Annotated in this window: 14 protein-coding genes; 9 read left to right on the top strand and 5 right to left on the bottom strand. The window is 67.0% G+C overall.

From position 1 onward, the window contains the following. Both BST40_RS20230 and BST40_RS20235 read right to left on the bottom strand, forming a co-directional pair. The coding region (locus BST40_RS20230) for an FHA domain-containing protein (protein ID WP_425270703.1) at positions 1–395 on the bottom strand (395 nt) is incomplete at its 3' end. Between the two features lie 82 nt (positions 396–477). Beyond that, positions 478–963 carry a MarR family winged helix-turn-helix transcriptional regulator gene (locus BST40_RS20235; protein WP_075549002.1) on the bottom strand — a complete coding sequence of 162 codons (486 nt, stop codon included), beginning with the start codon at positions 961–963 and terminating at the stop codon, positions 478–480. Positions 964–1,166: 203 nt separating this feature from the next. On the opposite strand from BST40_RS20235, the gene BST40_RS20240 reads away from it, so the two are divergent. From BST40_RS20240 to BST40_RS20255, 4 genes are all read left to right on the top strand, one after another. Next, positions 1,167–3,143: an ABC transporter ATP-binding protein gene (locus BST40_RS20240; RefSeq protein ID WP_208618917.1), complete on the top strand. Its 1,977-nt coding sequence runs from the start codon at positions 1,167–1,169 to the stop codon at positions 3,141–3,143. Then, on the top strand, positions 3,140–3,997 hold the full coding sequence (locus BST40_RS20245; protein WP_075548988.1) for an energy-coupling factor transporter transmembrane component T family protein: 858 nt from the start codon (positions 3,140–3,142) through the stop codon (positions 3,995–3,997). Before BST40_RS20240 ends, BST40_RS20245 begins: the two co-directional genes overlap by 4 nt. 100 nt (positions 3,998–4,097) lie before the next feature. Continuing rightward, positions 4,098–5,567: an amino acid permease gene (locus BST40_RS20250; protein WP_075548987.1), complete on the top strand. Its 1,470-nt coding sequence runs from the start codon at positions 4,098–4,100 to the stop codon at positions 5,565–5,567. Then, the gene (locus BST40_RS20255; RefSeq protein ID WP_075548986.1) at positions 5,564–6,436 is read left to right on the top strand and encodes a universal stress protein; all 873 of its coding nucleotides are present in this window, start codon (positions 5,564–5,566) and stop codon (positions 6,434–6,436) included. Before BST40_RS20250 ends, BST40_RS20255 begins: the two co-directional genes overlap by 4 nt. A 559-nt stretch (positions 6,437–6,995) precedes the next feature. Here BST40_RS20255 and BST40_RS20260 read toward each other — a convergent pair. From BST40_RS20260 to BST40_RS20270, 3 genes are all read right to left on the bottom strand, one after another. Continuing rightward, positions 6,996–8,324: an ABC transporter substrate-binding protein gene (locus BST40_RS20260; protein WP_075549691.1), complete on the bottom strand. Its 1,329-nt coding sequence runs from the start codon at positions 8,322–8,324 to the stop codon at positions 6,996–6,998. Between the two features lie 79 nt (positions 8,325–8,403). Further along, positions 8,404–9,225 carry a carbohydrate ABC transporter permease gene (locus BST40_RS20265; protein WP_075549692.1) on the bottom strand — a complete coding sequence of 274 codons (822 nt, stop codon included), beginning with the start codon at positions 9,223–9,225 and terminating at the stop codon, positions 8,404–8,406. Then, complete coding sequence (locus tag BST40_RS20270; RefSeq protein WP_075549693.1) at positions 9,212–10,084, bottom strand: carbohydrate ABC transporter permease; 873 nt, start codon at positions 10,082–10,084, stop codon at positions 9,212–9,214. The genes BST40_RS20265 and BST40_RS20270 overlap by 14 nt, the downstream gene beginning before the upstream one ends. A gap of 34 nt (positions 10,085–10,118) precedes the next feature. Between BST40_RS20270 and BST40_RS20275 the strand changes: the two genes are divergently transcribed. From BST40_RS20275 to BST40_RS20295, 5 genes are all read left to right on the top strand, one after another. Beyond that, positions 10,119–11,636: a TldD/PmbA family protein gene (locus BST40_RS20275; protein WP_075549694.1), complete on the top strand. Its 1,518-nt coding sequence runs from the start codon at positions 10,119–10,121 to the stop codon at positions 11,634–11,636. Continuing rightward, positions 11,633–13,006, top strand: coding sequence for a TldD/PmbA family protein (locus BST40_RS20280; protein ID WP_075549695.1), 1,374 nt, complete (start codon positions 11,633–11,635; stop codon positions 13,004–13,006). Before BST40_RS20275 ends, BST40_RS20280 begins: the two co-directional genes overlap by 4 nt. Positions 13,007–13,046: 40 nt before the next feature. Further along, a complete protein-coding gene (locus BST40_RS20285) occupies positions 13,047–13,904 on the top strand; it encodes a carboxymuconolactone decarboxylase family protein (protein ID WP_075549696.1) in 858 nt (285 codons plus the stop codon). 3 nt (positions 13,905–13,907) lie between these two features. Then, positions 13,908–14,669 carry an Rv1352/Rv1906c domain-containing protein gene (locus tag BST40_RS20290; RefSeq protein WP_241780367.1) on the top strand — a complete coding sequence of 254 codons (762 nt, stop codon included), beginning with the start codon at positions 13,908–13,910 and terminating at the stop codon, positions 14,667–14,669. A gap of 186 nt (positions 14,670–14,855) precedes the next feature. Further along, positions 14,856–16,325: an alpha-L-fucosidase gene (locus BST40_RS20295; protein WP_075549697.1), complete on the top strand. Its 1,470-nt coding sequence runs from the start codon at positions 14,856–14,858 to the stop codon at positions 16,323–16,325. The last annotated feature ends 49 nt before the right edge of the window (positions 16,326–16,374 follow it).

Below are 16,374 nucleotides of genomic sequence, written 5' to 3' on the forward strand. Positions count from 1 at the left end.
GGGGGGGGGGGGGGGCGCCCCCCCCCCCCCCCCCCCCCCCCCCCCCCCCCCGCCGGCGCTGAGGCGAGCTGGAAGGTAAGCCGGGGCCCCCGGCGGGGGTCGCCGATCGCGATCGTCTGGCCGTCGCGGATGTCGACCGTCGACAGCCGGGAGCCGTCGACGAAAATGCCGTTGCCGCTGCCGTCCATGGCCACCCAATGGGTGCCCTGGAACCGCAGCACCACGTCCGGGGTGGTGCGGCGGCCGGGACCGGGGTGGTCCAGGCGGATGTCGCAGTGCTCGCCCGGCCCCGCCAGCACGTCGCGGCCCGGGGAAAAGACGTACCGCATCGATCCGAACCAGACGGTCAGCGGCGGGGCGTTCGGTATCACGTTGCGGCCGCCACCTTTCGTCACCGAATGTCGTCACCGCAGCGACGATCGACTTTGACTGGGTACCCGGCGGGCGGGTCTATCTATCCAGCATGCACCGCGACGGTCACAAGGTGTTGCGGCCTGGGGTGGCTGCCGCGTTGTCGAGCAGCCGGCGCAGCACCTCGACGGCCTCAGCCAATACCTGCCGGTCCGCCGGTCCCAGCCGGGCCAGTTGCGGTTCGATCGCGGCAGCACGGTCGGCCCGCACGGCGGCCAGCGTGCGCTGCCCGTCCGGCGTGATGCGAATGCGGACCGCGCGGGCATCGCCGGGGTCGACCGTCCTGGTCACCAGCCCGGCCTCTTCGAGGCGTCGTACCTGGGTGGTCATCGTCGGTTGGGAACAGTGATCGACCGCGGCGAGGTCGCCGATGCGGGCTTCGCCCTTGGCTTCGATGGTTGCCAGCAGCCGGGCCTGCGCCGACGGCAGCGGCATCTGGATGCGTTGGGTCGCCAGCCGGTTGAGTCGCGCGACCACGCCCAGCAAATCGGCGCCGAGACCCTGATGGGGCACCACCGCTCCGGCTTGGTCGGTGGCGGCGGATGAACTCATGGCCCCATCGTTGCATAGCTTTGCTATGTGAGACCAATCGTGAGCGCTGGCAAGCCAATCCGGCGGGCGGCTGTGTGCTGCCGCCGCATGCGGCTTCACCTGGCAGAATCGGTGAGGTGACTGTGCTGGCCCCCGTTGCTTCGCGACACCCGCGACATCGACGCGGGCGGCTGCAACCGGTGGAACTGGCGCAGGCATCGGTGATGGCCGCGCTGTGCGCCGTGACCGCCATCATCTCGGTCATCGTTCCGTTCGCCGCAGGACTGGCCCTGCTGGGCACCGTGCCCACCGGGTTGCTGGCCTACCGGTTCCGGCTGCGCGTGTTGATTGCCGCGACGGTTGCCGCCGGGGTGATCGCCTTTCTGATCGCCGGAATGGGCGGCTTCATGGGAGTGGTCCACAGCGCCTACATCGGCGGGCTGACCGGAATCGTCAAACGCCGGGGGCGGGGCACGCCGACGGTCATTGTGTCGTCACTGATCGCCGGGTTGGCCTTCGGCGCGGCGATGGTCGGAATGCTGGCGGCTCTGACCCGGCTGCGGCACCTGATTTTCGATGTGATGACCGCAAACGTGGAGGGCCTGGCGTCCTTCATGACCCGGATTCATCTGCAGGGCGCCGCCGCCGACCTGAAGCGTTACTTCGCCGACGGTCTGCAGTACTGGCCGTGGGTGCTGCTGGGCTACTTCACGCTCGGGATAGTGATCGTGTCGCTGATCGGTTGGTGGGCACTGTCGCGGCTGCTGGAGCGGATGCGCGGAATTCCCGATGTGCACAAGCTGGACGCTCCGGCCGGTGATTCAACGGACCCGATAGGGCCGGTTCCGGTGCGATTGGACAATGTGCGGTTCCGCTATCCCGGTGCCGCCCAAGACGCGCTGCGTGAGGTCAGCCTGGCTGTGCGGGTCGGTGAACACGTCGCGATCACCGGCGCCAACGGTTCCGGCAAGACCACGTTGATGCTGGTACTGGCGGGCCGGCAGCCGACGTCGGGCACGGTGTGGCGTCCGGGCGCGGTGGGTCTGGGCAAGCTGCGCGGCACGGCGGTGGTTTTGCAACACCCGGAAAGCCAGGTGCTGGGCACCCGGGTCGCCGACGACGTGGTGTGGGGCCTGCCGCCGGGCACCACGATCGACGTCGCCCGGTTGCTCACCGAAGTCGGCCTGGACGGATTGGCCGAACGTGACACCGGCAGCCTGTCCGGTGGTGAGTTGCAGCGGCTAGCGCTGGCGGCGGCGTTGGCCAGAGAACCGGCGCTGCTGATCGCCGACGAGGTGACCACGATGGTGGACCAGCAGGGCCGCGATGCGCTGCTGGGCGTGTTGTCCGGCCTGACCAAACATCACCGCACTGCGCTGGTACATATCACGCACTACAACAACGAGGCCGATTCGGCCGACCGCATGATCAACCTCAGCGACTCTCCCGATAACGCCGACATGGTCGAGACGGCAGATGTTCCGGCGCCGGCCGTCGCGGTGGGTGACCTGGGGCACAAACCGGCGCTCGAACTGATCGGCGTCGGACACGAATACGCCAGGGGCACACCGTGGGCCAAGACCGCGTTGCGGGATATCAGCTTCGTGGTGGAACAGGGCGACGGGGTGCTGATCCACGGCGGTAACGGCTCGGGCAAATCCACGTTGGCGTGGATCATGGCCGGGCTGACGGTTCCCACCGCCGGGGCTTGCCTGCTCGATGGCAGGCCCACCCACGAGCAGGTCGGTGCGGTTGCGTTGTCATTCCAGGCGGCCCGGCTGCAGCTGATGCGCAGCCGGGTCGACCTGGAAGTCGCGTCTGCGGCGGGCTTTTCGCCCCGCGATCACGACCGGGTGGCCGCGGCTCTGAGTGTCGTCGGGCTGGATGCCACGCTGGCCGGGCGCAGCATCGATCAGCTCAGCGGCGGCCAGATGCGCCGGGTGGTGCTGGCCGGGCTGCTGGCATGTTCGCCTCGGGCGTTGATTCTCGACGAGCCGCTGGCGGGTTTGGATGCCGCCAGCCAACGCGGTTTGCTGCGGCTGCTGGAAGACCTGCGCCGCGAGCAGGGCCTGACGGTGGTGGTCATTTCTCATGACTTCGCCGGGATGGAAGAGCTTTGCCCGCGGACCCTGCATCTGCGCAACGGTGCCATGCAACCGGCGTCGACGAGCGCCGCGGGCGGGACGGGGAGCATGTCATGACGCTGTCGGCAGCCGCCGCCTCCGACGAAGGACGCGGCGCCCGTCGCCCCACCCGACCGGTTGTCCTGCTGGTTCCGGTACCTGGCAGCTCGGTCATCCACGACTTGTGGGCCGGCACGAAACTGCTGGTAGTCTTCGGCATTTCGGTGCTGCTGACGTTCTATCCCGGCTGGGTGACGATCGGGCTGATGGCGGCGCTGGTGCTCACGGCGGCCAGGCTCGCGCACATCCCGCGCGGTGCGGTGCCGTCGGTACCTCGCTGGTTATGGGTGGTTCTGGCGATCGGCGGCATCACGGCCGCGCTGGCCGGCGGCACCCCGTCGATCGCGGTGGCCGGAGCGGAGCTCGAACTGGGTGGCGCGTTGAACTTCCTGCGGATCACCGCGCTGTCGATCGTGCTGCTCGCGTTGGGTGCGATGGTTTCCTGGACCACCAACGTCGCCGAAATCGGGCCTGCGCTGGCGAGTTTGGGCCGGCCGCTGCGACTGTTGCGGATCCCGGTCGACGAGTGGGCGGTCACCCTGGCGCTGGCGCTTCGCGCGTTCCCGATGCTGATCGACGAATTCCAGGTGCTCTACGCCGCCCGCCGGCTGCGGCCGAAACGGATACCGCGCAGCCGCAAGGCCCGGCGGCAGCGGCGCACCACCGAAGTGATCGACCTGCTCGCGGCTGCCATCACCGTGACGTTGCGACGCGCCGACGAGATGGGCGATGCCATCACCGCCCGTGGCGGCACCGGCCAGCTGTCGGCCTTTCCGGCGCGACCCAAACTCACCGACTGGACGGCCCTGATGATCACCGCGGTGACCGGCGGCGCAGCGGTGGCAATCGAGACACTGCTGCGGGTCACCTGAGCGGCGGTTCGACGCCGATCGGCCCGGCCATTCAGCGGTTCGCTGACCGATTTCGGCAAGCCGGGTTGATAATCAGCCTGGTCCAGCACCAGGAGGGCACTTGCCGGCAACTTCGGCCAGTCTGAGAGAGCAGATGCTGCGGCGCCGCCCGGTGGTCGGTGCCGCCGTCGCGGCGGCGGTCGACGGAGGCCTCAAGCGCAGCATCGGTACCTTTCAGCTGACCATGTTCGGGGTCGGGTCGACGATCGGCACCGGGATCTTCTTCGTGTTGTCCGAGGCCGTGCCTCAGGCAGGCCCGGGCGTCATCGTCTCCTTCGTCATCGCCGGTGTCGCCGCCGGCCTCGCGGCCATCTGCTACGCCGAATTGGCATCGGCGGTACCGGTTTCGGGTTCGTCGTATTCGTATGCCTACGCCACGCTGGGAGAGGGGGTGGCAATCTGTGTGGCGGCCTGCCTGCTGCTGGAGTACGGTGTGGCCACTGCTGCTGTCGCGGTCGGCTGGAGCGGTTACGTGAACAAGTTGCTGCACAATGTGTTCGGATTCCATCTGCCGAGCGCGTTGTCGGTGGCGCCGTGGGATTCGCAGCCCGGCGAACCGCACGGATACGTGAACCTTCCGGCTGTCATCCTCATCGGGCTGTGCGCGTTGCTGCTGATCCGGGGTGCCAGTGAGTCGGCGAAGGTCAACGCCATCATGGTGCTGATCAAGCTCGGTGTGCTGGGCATGTTCGTGGTCCTGGCGTTGACGGCCTGCAGCACCGATCACTTCAGGCACTTCGCCCCGTTCGGTGTCGCCGGAATCGGCGCGGCGGCTGGCACCATCTTTTTCTCCTTCATCGGGCTGGATGCCGTGTCTACCGCCGGTGAGGAAGTGAACAATCCGCAGCAAAGTTTGCCGCGGGCGTTGATGGCGGCGCTGGTTGTCGTCACCGGCGTCTACGTGCTTGTCGCTTTTGCCGCGTTGGGCACCCAGCCGTGGCAGCTTTTCGAAGGCCAGGAAGAGGCGGGGCTGGCCACGATTCTGGACAACGTCACCCACGGCACCTGGGCCAGCACCATTCTGGCGGCCGGCGCGGTGATCTCGATTTTCACCGTCACGCTGGTCACGTTGTACGGCCAGACCCGCATCCTATTCGCGATGGGGCGGGACGGGCTGCTCCCGGCGCGGTTCGCCGCGGTGAATCCGCGCACCCAGACTCCGGTGAGCAACACCGTGATCGTCGCGGTCGCGGCGTCGATCCTGGCCGCTGTCGTGCCGCTGGACCGCTTGGCGGACATGGTGTCCATCGGCACGCTCACCGCTTTCATCGTGGTGTCGGTCGGGGTGATCATCCTGCGGATACGGGAACCCGACCTGCCGCGGGGGTTTAGGGTCCCCGGTTACCCGGTGACACCTGTCCTTTCGGTGCTGGCATGTGGGTATCTGCTCTACAGCCTGCACTGGTACACCTGGATTGCGTTCACGGCCTGGGTTGCGGCCGCGCTGCTGTTCTACCTCTTTTGGGGGCGCCACCACAGCGCGCTCAACAACCGTGCGCTGCTTGCGGATCCACCTGCGGAGGAGTTGTGAGCGTCGTCGTCGGGTACCTGGCCGGCCGGGTTGGTCCGTCAGCGCTGCAGCTGGCCGTGCGGGTGGCGCGGACGCTGAACACGTCACTGACAGTGGCGACCATCGTCCCGAAGCCGTGGTTGCCGGGATCGCTCACCCAGCCGGACTATGAGCAGTGGGCCGATGAGCTGGCTGCTGACTCTGCGACGGAGGCTCAGCGTTACCTCCGCAGTGTGGCGGACGGCGTCGAGGTCAGCTATCGCCATCACGAACACCGGTCGGTGTCGGGCGGATTGATCGAGGTGGTCGAGGAAGCCCAGGCCGAAATGCTGGTGCTGGGCTCGTTCCCGAGCGGGCGGCGGGCGCGGGTGCTGATCGGCTCGACCGCCGATTGGCTGTTGCATTCGTCGCCGGTGCCGGTGGCGATCAGCCCTCGCCAGTACGACTCCCGCACCGCCCGACTGACCAGGCTCACCTGCGGTTACTCGGCGGCACCGGATTCGGCCGAGGTGGTGCGGCGGTGCTCGGAGCTGGCGCGGCGATACGGCCTGCCGTTGCGGGTGATCACGTTCGCGGTTCGCGGCCGGACGATGTATCCGCCCGAGGTGGGCCTGCACGCCGAGTCATCAGTGCTGGAGGCATGGGCGGGGCAGGCCCAAGAAATGCTGGAAAAGCTTAAGACCGACGGAGTAGTCGGCAAAGACGTTGTACTGCAAGTGATTACCGGAAACGGGTGGCAACACGCGCTGGAGCGCACCGACTGGCAGGACGGTGAGATATTGGCATTGGGAACCTCACCGCGCGGCGATATTGCCAGAGTCTTTCTCGGTTCCCGCAGCGGCAAGATCATCCGCCACAGCCCGGTACCGGTGCTGGTGCTGCCCGGCTAGGACGGTGCTGATCTACGTCACCGCGCTGAGCGGAGTCCTGGAGCACGCGATCACATCTTTACATCGACCCCAAGTCGAGTCGGTGCGCGTTGACTGCCTCACTCGGAAGTTCATGGTGACCACAAATGCTGCTGGTCAGCGATGTCCTCGTGCGCCTGGCTCTGTTTTCCACACACCGATACTGCACCGTCGCTCAAACCGCTTGTGATGGCAGGCGTTCGGGGATGTCTGCCGTGCTCACCGAGTCGGCTGTGATGCCGCCGCCTCGAGTGTGCAGTGACGGCTTTGACTGTGTATGTAGGGCGGGAACCGCCGCGATCGGCCGCCCTGACGGCACAGTCGGCGCCGCCAGCGCACAGTCGACGCCATCAGCGCACGCTCGGCGCCGTCAGCGCACACGCGGCGCCGTCAGCCACCGACCCATCCGCACCAGCACGGGATTTCCATCTCCCCACACCGGGGCGCAGCCCCACGACCGCTTTGAGCGAGGAGCCCAGGGGGCGCAACGAATTCGTCGCTACCAGGTGGGCAAAACGAGACATCCGCGTATGTCCGGCTATCAGCGCTGGGCGGCGGCGTTGGCCGCGACCTGCGCCTGCCTCAGGATGGTCGCGACCTCGCCGCGGCCCAGGAACATGTCGTCGAAATAGGGCTTCAGGGCGTCGTTGCCGGCAGCGAATCCGGAACCGCCGGGCGCCGGAATACGCGGTCCGCTGAGGACGGCGAAGAATGGGGTGACGTCGACACCTTTGGCTTTCCAGTAGGCGAAGTAAACGGGCTGGGCCGCCAACACCGCCGGGATGGCCGCACCCTCACGGCCCAGGTAGGTGTTGCCTTCGGTGCTGCCCATCCAGGCCAGTACCCGGCGCACCGCTTCTGGGTGCTTGGTAGCCGAATTGCCAGCGGCCGCAATACCATTCGTGACGCTCACCCGGCCCACCGGCCCGATCGGCAGCATCGCCACACCCCAGCGGAAAGTGGCGTCGCGAGCGACCGGCGCCAGGCTGTAGGTGCCGGACTGAAACAGCGCCATACGGCCGGCAAGGAACTGGTTGCGGGAGAAATCGCCGTTGTCGTTGGTGTCGGAGGCCGGCGGCGCGACGTGGTCGTCGTTGATCAGGCCGACCAGATACCGGAAAGCCGCGATGGCGGGCGGGTTGTCGAAGGCGAACTCGTTGCCGCGCTGGAACACTCCGCCGGCCGAGCCGATGTAGTTGAGGTAAATGCCCTGCGGGTCGTTGGCGGCGTTGTAGCCCCACTGGCGGACTCGGCGGGCCTCGAAACCCGGTGTGCCGGCTACGTGTCCGTCGGCGTCGACGGTGAGCCGGGCCAGCAGCGGGCGCAATGTGTCGTCGCGGCTGGGACTCCAGCGCACCCGGTCCAGCTCCGCGGGGTCGACACCGGCCGCCGCCAGCAGGTCGGCGTTGTAGAACACCGCGACGCCGGCGTCGGTCAGCTGCGGCACCGCCCACAGCACGCCGCTGCGGGTGAACTGGTCCACCACCGACGGCTCCCAGTCGCCCGGATCGAGGGTTGGGTCGATCTTCATCAACCGGCCGCTGTCGGCGTAGGCGGCGAGGTGGGCGTTGGACAGCCAGAAGATGTCGTCGCCGCTGCCGCCGGCCACGTCGGTGCGCAGGGTGTCGAAGTAGTTCGAATACGACACCAGATTCGTGCGGACTTCGATGCCGGGGTGTGTGCGGGTGAACGCGTCGAACGAGCGCTGATAGGCCAACGCGATCGGTTCGGCCCACAGCCGGACGGTGACGACGATCCTGCCGACGGCCGGTTCGCCGGCACGGTCCAGCATTACCGCCGTAACCCCGAGAAGCGCCGCGATCGACGTGAGCGCGGCGGCGACCAAGGTGGAAAAGCGCGGGCGAGTCATGGTTTGTGTCCAGATTGCCGTGACGGTCGTGAATCGGCCAGCTCAACAGCCCTGACGGCAATCTCGGCGCACTGACGCGTCACTTGAGCCCCGAGACGAGGATCGACGAGACGATATGCCGCTGAGCCGCGACGAACAGCACGATCAGCGGAACGATCGCGACGGTCGTGGCCGCCATCACCAGCGTCCACTGGGCGTTGAACCGGGACTGCAGGTCGGCCGTGGCCACCGTCAACACCCGCCACTTGTGCCCGCTGGTGATCACCAGCGGCCACATGAAGTTGTTCCACTGGGAGACCACGGTGATCAGCGTCAGCGCGGCCAGTACCGGACGGCTGGACGGAATCACCACGTGCACCAGCACATCCAAGGTGTTGGCGCCGTCCAGGAAAGCGGCGTTGATCAAGTCGTTCGGGATGATGCGAAAGTGCTCGCGCAGCAAGAAGATCGCATACGGCGATCCGAACATGAACGGCAGCACCAGCGCCCAGAACGTGTTGCGCAGGCCCAGCTGGGCCATCATCAGATACAGCGGCACCACTGTGACTGTCGCCGGCACCATCAACGTCGCGATATAGACCCAGAACAACACGTCTCGTCCGGGGAACTCCAGCCGGGCGAATGCGTAACCGGCCAGCACCGAAAACGTCATTTGCCCCAACAGGATCACCGCGGTCATCAGCGCGGTCACCACCGCCGCGCGGCCGAAGCCCGCGCCGGCCAGATCGGCGTAATTCGACAGCGTCGGCGGGCGCGGCAATTGCAGCGGCGTGCCCGTCGCGAACTGATGGGCGGAGGTGAACGACGTCACCAGCCCAAGCAAGAAGGGCAGCAATGTGATCAGCGCGCCGACGATCAGGCCGGCGTAGATGGCGGCGTTGGCCAGGTTACGTGAGGTCATAGCTGATCCGTCGCCGGAAGTACAGGTGCTGAACGAAGGTGACGCCGACCAGAATGACGAACAGCACCACGGCCATCACCGACGCCCGCCCGATGGCCGCCGAGCCGAACGCCTCGGAATAGATCTGGTGAGCCACCAGGTCGGTGCTGCCTTCCGGCCCGCCGCCGGTCAGCGCGTAGACGGTATCAAAAATCTGTGCGGCGCTGACGATTCCGGTGACCAGCACGAAGAAAGTCGTCGGCCGCAGCATCGGCAGGGTGATCCGCCAGAATCGCTGCCAGGCGGTCGCGCCGTCGGTGCGCGCGGCCGCGTGGATGTCGTCCGGGATGGCCAGCAAGCCCGCCAGGAACGACAACGAGACATAGCCCACGTTAGTCCAGACGACGACGGCGGCCACCAACGGCAGGGCCAAATCCGGATTGCTGAGCCATTCGACGCGGCGGCCAAGCACGGCGCTGACGGCGCCGTCGGTGGGCGCCAGGATCCAGCGCCACATCACCGCGATCGCCAGTGGTGCGCAGACCCACGGCAGTACGTAGAGCGTGCGGAAAAAATTGGTGCCCGGGAGCCCCCGGGCCAGCATCATCGCGGCCAATAACCCTAGCACCGTCTGCGCCGGAACCACGATCGCCACGAAGATGGCGGTGACCAGCAGCGAGCCGCCGAAGTCGGAGTCGGTCAGCACCGACCGCCAGTTGGCCAGCCCGACGAAGCGCAGCGGGCCCAGCAGATCCCACCGGTACAGGCTCAGCCAGACGACCACCAGGATGGGCAGCAATAGGAAGGCGAGCACGCCGAACAGGCTCGGTGCCAGTAGCGCGTACGCCAGCGCGGTGGGTCGACGTGGCGTGGCGCGCATGGGTGTATTAAAGCGTGGTCGATACGGTGGAGTCGTGACACCGAAGCGCGGGATCGATTCCGACTTCCTGGACCTGCCGCGCCACGCGCTGGCCGACGCCGCGTTGTCAGCGGCCACCGCCGCCGGGGCCAGCCATGCCGACCTGCGGATTCATCGAACCAGCACCGAGATCATCCAGTTGCGCGACGCAGAGCTGGAGACCGCGATCGCCAGTCACGACCTGGGCTTCGCGGTGCGGGTGATCGTCGACGGCACGTGGGGCTTCGCCTCGCACGCCGAGCTGGCGCCGTCGGTGGCGGCCGACACCGCGCGCCGCGCGGTGCAGGTGGCCACCACGCTGGCCGCGCTGAACACCGAGCGCGTCGAGCTGGCGCCGGAGCCGGTCTACGCCGACGTCAGCTGGGTGTCGGATTACCAGATCGACCCGTTCGGTCTGCCCGCACCCGAGAAGATCGCCGTGCTGCAGGACTACTCCGGCCGATTGTTAAGCGCCGATGGCGTCAATCATGCGTTAGCCAGTTTGAATGCGGTCAAGGAGCAGACCTTCTACGCCGACACTTTCGGATCGTCGATCACCCAGCAGCGGGTGCGGTTGCACCCGTCGCTGGAGGCGGTCACCGTCGATGCGGCGGCGGGCACCTTCGATTCGATGCGCACCCTGGCGCCGCCGACGGCTCGGGGCTGGGAGGCGGTCGTCGGCGACGATGTCTGGAACTGGACCGACGAACTGGCTCAGCTGCCGTCGTTGCTGGCCGAGAAGCTCAAGGCGCCCAGCGTGACCGCAGGCCGCACCGATCTGGTGATCGACCCGACCAACCTATGGCTGACCATCCACGAATCCATCGGCCACGCAACCGAATACGATCGCGCCATCGGCTACGAGGCGGCCTATGCCGGAACCTCGTTCGCCACACCGGACAAACTCGGCACCCTGCGCTACGGCTCACCGGTGATGAACGTGACGGCCGACCGCACCGTCGAATTCGGTCTGGCCAGCATCGGTTACGACGACGAAGGCGTGGCCGCGCAGAATTGGGATCTGGTGCGCGACGGGGTCTTCGTCGGCTATCAGCTCGACCGGGTATTCGCCTTGCGGCTGGGGCGGCCGCGTTCCAATGGCTGCTCGTATGCCGACTCGCCCCATCATGTGCCGATCCAGCGGATGCCGAATGTGTCGTTGCAGCCTGGGTCCGAAGACCTCAGCACCGCGGATCTGATCAGCCGGGTGCAGGACGGTATCTACATCGTCGGTGACAAGTCGTGGTCGATCGACATGCAGCGCTACAACTTTCAGTTCACCGGCCAGCGGTTTTTCCGCATCCGCGACGGCCGCCTGGACGGTCAGTTGCGCGATGTCGCCTATCAGGCGATCACCACCGATTTCTGGAATTCCATGGAGGCCGTGGGCGGCCCGTCGACCTGGCGACTGGGTGGGGCAATCAACTGTGGCAAGGCCCAGCCGGGCCAGGTCGCGGCTGTCAGCCACGGCTGTCCGTCGGCGCTGTTCCGCGGCGTCAACGTGCTCAACACCCGGACCGAAGGCGGCCGATGATCACTGCGCAGCATGTCGTCAACATCGTTTTGACGGAGGCCGCACAACGTGGCCGTGCCGACGAAACGATGGTGCTCGTCGTCGACCGAACCGAGGCGACGTTGCGTTGGGCGGGCAATTCCATGACCACCAATGGGCTTTCGACAAGCCGCAGCGTGACCGTGATTTCGATTGTCCGCCAAGGTGATAACGCATTCGTCGGCGCGGTGGAGACCGGTGAGGTCGACCCGTCGGTGTTGCCCGGGCTGGTGGCCGCGTCGCAGGACGCGGCCCGTTCGGCCCCCGAAGCCGGTGACGTCGCACCCCTGCTGGCCGACGCCGGGATGCCCGTCGACTGGGATGCGCCGATTTCCCGCACCGGTGTCGAGGCATTCGCCGGCGTCGCGGCTTCGCTGAGTCGCGAGTTCGCGGGTAGCGACCGGCTGTACGGCTATGCACACCATAGCCTTTCGACGACATTCCTGGCGTCGTCGACCGGTTTGCGGCGGCGCTACACCCAACCGGCCGGCGCGGTGGAGATCAACGTCAAACGCGGCGACGCCAGTGCCTGGGCGGGCGTGGGGGCTCCCGACTTCGTCGGTGTGCCAATCGATGTGCTGCTCGATCAGCTGTCGACGCGGCTGGGGTGGGCGCAACGCCGGGTCGAGCTGCCCCCGGGACGGTACGAGACCATCATGCCGCCGTCCACGGTGGCCGACATGATGCTGTACCTGTCGTGGTCGATGGCCGGCCGCGGGGCACAGGAGGGCCGCACCGCGCTGTCTGCCCCCGGCGGCGGGACCATGGTGGGGGAGCGGCTCACCGAACTGCCGCTGACGCTGTTCTCCGACCCGATGGCGCCGGGCCTGGCGTGCCGGCCGTTCGTCGCGGTGAGCAACTCGTCGGAGACGCTGTCGGTGTTCGACAACGGCATGGACGTCGGCCACGTGGACTGGATCCGCGATGGGGTGATCAACGCGTTGGCCTATCCGCGGGCCACGGCCGCCAAGTACGATGCCCCGGTTGCCGTGGCCGCCGAGAACCTGTTGATGACGGGCGGTTCGGCTGGTCTGGCGGAGATGATCGCGGCCACCGAGCGCGGTCTGCTGCTGACCACGTTGTGGTACATCCGCGAGGTCGACCCGACCACACTGCTGCTCACGGGGCTGACCCGCGACGGCGTCTACCTCATCGAAGACGGCGCGGTGACGGCGGCGGTCAACAACTTCCGGTTCAACGAAAGCCCGCTGGACCTGCTGCGACGCGCCACCGAGGCCGGTGTCAGCGAGGTGACGCTGCCCCGGGAATGGGCGAATTGGGCCACCCGGGCGGCGATGCCGTCGCTGCGGATACCGGATTTCCACATGTCGTCGGTCAGCCAGGCGCAATAGCCGATTGCCGGGACGTAGGGCACGTCCTAGCGTGTGAAAGATGGCGGCGGAGGCGGCTGTTGGCGACGGCCTGGCCCGGTTGATTGCGTGGTCCCCGGGCGACGGGCGGATGGCGAGCCTGGTCCGGCGTGTATGTGCGCGGACGCTGTCACTGCCCGCTGTGCCTTCGGAGGTGGCCGTCGATGAGCCGGCGTCGGAGGCGGAACGTGTCGTTGCCGAGTTCGCCGAGCAGTTTAGCGTTGACGTCTCGCAGATCAGCGCCGAGCAGCGATCGGGTTTGCTAGAGCAGTTGGGGGACAATGCATTTGGGGTTGTGGCGTCGATCTTCATCGCCGATTTCGTGCCGCGGGTGCGCGCGGGTCTGAAGGCGCTGGGCGTCGGCTCGCAGCACCTGGGATGGGTGCGGGGACCGATCGGGTGGAACCACGCGGCGACAGAGGGGCCCGGCGTGTTGTTCAACGACTTCTTGCCCGCCGTGGCCCGGATGCGCGCACTGGATCCCGTCACCTCCGAACTGGTCCGGCTGCGGGGCGCGGCCGCACACAACTGCCGGCTATGCAGGTCGCTGCGTGAAGGCACCGCCCTGGATGCCGGTGGTTCGGACACGCTGTACGACGAGATCGAGCGCTTCGAGACCTCGATCTTGCTCGATGATTGCGCAAAAGCCGCCCTGCGGTATACGGATGCGTTAATTTGGACGCCTGCGCACCTCGCCGTCGACGTTGCCGCCGAGGTGCGCTCCAGGTTCTCCGAGGTCCAAGCCATCGAGCTGACTTTTGACATCATGCGTAACGCCAGCAACAAGATTGCCGTGTCGCTGGGTGCTGACGCGCCGAGAGTGGAGCAGGGCACCGAACGGTATCTGATCGGGGCCGACGGTCAGACGGTGTTCGGCTGATCGATGGACACCCGAAGCATGGTCCGGGCGATGGTGGCCATCGCGGTGGGGGTGGCCTCGGCGTGCGGGCTGGCGGGGTGTTTCGGCACCGGTGGCAAGACCGCCCGGCCGACGGTGTCGGTTCACGACCGCGAGGAATCACGACTGCCGCCGATATATCCCGGAACGACGGTGTCCATCCCGCCGTCGACGACGCCGACGGGTCCGGCGAACGCCATCCCGGGTGACGGCACCTACCGGGTCGGGGTGGACATCCGGCCCGGGACTTACCGGTCGCCAGGCAGCAATGCCTGTTATTGGGAACGGCTCAGGGGGCTCGGCGGAACCGTCGACGACATCATCGCCAACGGGGCCGGAACCGGGCCGCAGGTCGTGCAGATTGCGCCGACGGACGTCGCGTTCAAGACGCAGGGCTGCCCGACGTGGACGTTGGACTCGACCACTGCGACGACGTCGACCACCGCGACCACTTCGACCACGTCGACAACGCCGGTCAAGCTGCCCGAGGATGCACACGCATGTCCGACCACGGCCGGGCCCGCCGGCGGGTTGAGCCAGTCCGCGGTCGGATCGGCGGCGACATCCTGCCAGTTCGCCGAACAGGTTCGGCTTGCCTACGGAGCCGGCGGACCAGCCGGCGCGGCATCTCGGCAGGTCAGCGCCGTCAGCCCGGTGACCGGCCAGTCCTACACCATGACCTGCTCAGCCGACGGGGGATTGGTGGTGTGCCGCGGCGGCGACGACGCCGTTGTCTACCTGTACTGATGGGACAACGGTCGCGGCACTCGTGCGCTGCCGGCCAGCCACCCCGGGTGGCTGGACTAGAGGATTAGTTCGGCGGTCTTTGTCCACGAAAACGCTTGTGTCCGTTAGGCTTTGCGGTGGCCAGTCAAAGCCCTCGAAATCCGGGACAGTAACGCGGACACCGGCCGTTCCGAGTAAGGTGCGTGAATGGCCGATTACGAGCCGACCAAGGAGTCGCTCGCGACGCACCCGGCGCCCGAGTGGTTCGAGAACGCAAAGTTCGGGATCTTCATCCACTGGGGTTTGTACTCGGTACCCGGCTGGGCTCCGCTCGAGGCCGACACCCAGGAGCTGATGGCCACCAAGGGACCCGCATATTGGCTGAAACACAACCCGTATGCCGAGTGGTATCAGAACACCATCGCAATCCCGGACAGCCCGTCACAGCGACACCATCTCGAAACCTACGGCCCCGACTTCACCTACGACGACTTCAAACCGATGTTCAACAAAGCGGTGAAGCAATTCGATCCCGACTCCTGGGCCGCTTTCTTCGAGCAAGCAAACGCGCGCTACGTGGTGCTCACCACCAAACACCACGACGGGTTTACCCTGTGGCCCAGCCGGCACCCCAACCCGCACAAGGAATCCTGGCATGCCAACCGTGACCTGGTCGGCGACCTGACCAGCGCGGTCGGCGACCGCGGCATGAAGATGGGTCTGTACTACTCGGGCGGGTACGACTGGACGTTCGACCCGACGGTCATCACCGATCTGCGGGGGCTGGCGAGCTCGCTCGTCCAGACAGACGAGTACGCGAAATACGCGGACAACCACATTCGTGAGCTCGTCAACCGCTACCAGCCGTCAGTGCTGTGGAACGATATCGGCTACCCTCTCCAATCCAAACTCGCCGAGCTGTTCGCGCATTACTACAACCAGGTGCCCGACGGAGTCATCAACGACCGCTGGGCCCAGCTTCAGCTGCCCAAAGTCCCCGGGGTGGAACCGCTGGTCATGGGAGGTCTCGGGCTGGCCGGTGCGTTGTGGAGGTTCCTGCCCGACCGGGTACGGGTCCTGGACTTCCCGACCGGTTTCCACTACGACTTCCGCACCCCGGAATACGCCCAGTACGACGAGATCAAACCGTACAAATGGGAATCGACTCGCGGCGTGGGGAACTCATTCGGCAACAACCGCCAAGAAGGTCCCGACGAGATGCTGACCCTCACCGATCTGGCCCGCAGCTTCGCCGACCTGGTGAGCAAGAACGGCAATCTACTGCTTGGCATCGGGCCCTACCCCGACGGGACGATCCCGGAGCTGCAAGCGCGGCTGCTCACCGACTTCGGCGCATGGCTCGACGTGACCGGCGAAGCCTACTTCGACACCCGCCCCTGGACGACCCCACAAGCCGCCGCCACCGACGGCACCCCGCTGCGCTTCACCCAGACCGATGATGCCCTGTATGTGACGTTCCTGCAGGCCCCAGGGGAGCGCCGGGTCGCGCTGCGCGGCCTCTTGGGGACCCCGGAGACCACCGTTCAGTTGCTTGGTGGCGGCACCCTCGAACACGAATGCGCGGGTGATCGCATCAACGTCACGTTGCCCGACGCATTGGACATCTGGCCGGCCTACGCGCTCAAGGTCACGCCCACGCCCACCCTCGTGAACTGACGCCCGCCTGAGACGCCGGACCCGGCCGGCGCGGCCGGCAATGCCCATA

The organism is Mycobacterium persicum (assembly GCF_002086675.1).
In the GTDB taxonomy this organism is placed as follows: domain Bacteria; phylum Actinomycetota; class Actinomycetes; order Mycobacteriales; family Mycobacteriaceae; genus Mycobacterium; species Mycobacterium persicum.